We start from the raw sequence: 2,044 nt of genomic DNA, 5'->3' as shown, positions 1-2,044 counted from the left end.
CGCGCCGAGCGCGGACGCGCTGTGGATGACCATCTGGCGCGGGCCCGGCTTCATGCTGAACGTCTTCCAGACCGGCGGGATGGGCGCGCGGGCGGACAAGGACGGCCTGTCCACCACGGGCTTCCCGAGTGGCCTGCGGTCGACGCCGACCGAGGTCATCGAGACCATGGCGCCGCTGGTCCAGCACGTTCGTGAGCTGCGCGTGGACTCCGGCGGCGCCGGCCGGTTCCGCGGCGGCCTCGGACAGGTGACCACGATGGGCGCACTCGGCGTGACTTCCTGGAGCGTCAACGGCAACGTCGACCGGGTGCGGGCCGCGGCGTCCGGAGTGGACGGCGGCGAGCCGGGCGCTCCCGGTCGCTTCGGCTTGTCCGGCGGGGTGGACCTGCCCGCGAAGAGCCGGGTGCCGCTGGCGGCGGAGTCCGTTGTGGACGTCACGTTGCCGGGCGGTGGCGGGTACGGGTCGCCGGCCGCGCGGCCGGTGGCGGCGGTGCTCGCCGACGTCGTCGAGGGGTACGTCTCGGTGGCGGCGGCGCGTGAGGTGTACGGCGTCGAGGTGCGGTACCTCGGGGACCCGGACGCGCTCGTCCGGCTGCCCGAGGACTACGCGGTGGACGAAGAGCAGACAGCACGACGGAGAGCGGGGCAGTGAGCATGGGTCGGTTGGCCGGCAAGGTTGCGGTGGTCTTCGGCGGCGCGCGGGGGATCGGTCTCGCCACGGTGAAGGAGTTCGTCGCCGAAGGTGCGACCGTCTTCGCCGCCGACATCCGCGAGCCCGCGGAAGCGCTCGACGGCTACCACCATTCCATAGTGGACGCCACCGACGAGGCCGCCGTGGCGGCGTTCGTCGATCGCGTGATCGCCGAGGCCGGCCGCATCGACGTGCTGTTCAACAACGTCGGCATCCACCTCGGGAAGTCCCTCGTGGACACCACGCTCGCGGAGTTCGACAACATCTTCGCGCTCAACGTGCGGGCCGCCTTCCTCGGCACCCGTGCCGTGCTGCCGCACATGATCGAACGACGAGCGGGCAGCATCATCACGACGTCGTCGAACGGCGGCGTGATGGGCCGCCCCGGCGACCCGGTGTACAACGCCACCAAGCACGCGCTGGTCGGGCTGACCAAGTCGATCGCGGTCGCCCACGCGCACCAGGGCATCCGGGCCAACACGGTGAACCCGGGCGCGATCGACACCGACATGCTGCGCAGCACGCTCAACTCGCCGGAGGAGTTCGAGACCAAGCAGCACCAGCTGGTCGCGAGCACACCGGCGGCACGGGTCGGCGAGGCCTGGGAAGTCGCGAAAGCCGTGGTGTTCCTGGCGAGCGACGAGTCCCGGTTCGTCAACGGTGTCGTGCTGCCGATCGACGGGGCGAAGGCCGCGGGGGCGATGCCGGGCAACCGGTACAGCCTCGATTTCGACCTCGGCGTCAGGTAGTGCCGTGACCGTCGATGCCTCGGGGCTGGAGAACGCGCGGCACCTGCTCGAGCGCAGCGGCACGGCCGAGCGGGTCGCGGCGATCCTGCGCCAGTACATCACCGACGGCGTCTTCGCCCCCGGTGAACGGCTGTCGGAACCGGTGATCAGCTCGGCGCTCGGCGTCTCGCGCAACACGCTGCGCGAGTCGTTCCAGCTGCTCGCCCACGAGCGGCTGGCCGTGCACGAGCTGAACCGCGGCGTGTTCGTGCGCGAACTGACCACAGAGGACATCGAAGACCTCTACGTCGTGCGCCGCGCCACCGAATGCGGTGCCCTGCGTCGCGCCGCCGAGCTGTCCACAGTGGATCTTTCGCTGGTCGAGCAGGCGCTTCGGGACGGCCGGACGGCGGCGGCGGCCGAGGACTGGCCGTCGGTCGGGACCGCCAGCATCCACTTCCACCAGGCCCTCGCGGATCTGGCCGGCAGCGAGCGCCTGTCCGCGACGATGCGCCAGGTGCTCGCCGAAACGCGGTTGTTCTTCGTGCTCAACGAGAACACGCGGGAGTTCTACGAGCCGTTCCTGGACTGCCACGAGAAGATCCTGCGCGACCTGCGCCGCGGC

The 2,044-nt window shown here is 71.0% G+C and carries 3 protein-coding genes; all 3 read left to right on the top strand.

Features of this window, described 5'->3' with window-relative positions; genetic code table 11:
* On the top strand, positions 1-652 hold a 652-nt coding region (locus CCN39_RS48140; RefSeq protein ID WP_143264487.1), incomplete at its 5' end, for a hydantoinase B/oxoprolinase family protein.
* A gap of 2 nt (positions 653-654) precedes the next feature.
* A complete protein-coding gene (locus CCN39_RS48135) occupies positions 655-1,440 on the top strand; it encodes an SDR family NAD(P)-dependent oxidoreductase (protein WP_167455393.1) in 786 nt (261 codons plus the stop codon).
* Between the two features lie 4 nt (positions 1,441-1,444).
* On the top strand, positions 1,445-2,044 hold a 600-nt coding region (locus tag CCN39_RS48130), incomplete at its 3' end, for a GntR family transcriptional regulator (RefSeq protein ID WP_086853888.1).

Origin of the sequence: Amycolatopsis kentuckyensis (assembly GCF_002155975.1) — a bacterium.
Classification (GTDB): Bacteria; Actinomycetota; Actinomycetes; order Mycobacteriales; family Pseudonocardiaceae; genus Amycolatopsis; species Amycolatopsis kentuckyensis.
The sequence above is the reverse complement of the archived record's forward strand: the minus strand, read 5'-3'. Positions and strand labels throughout refer to the sequence as shown.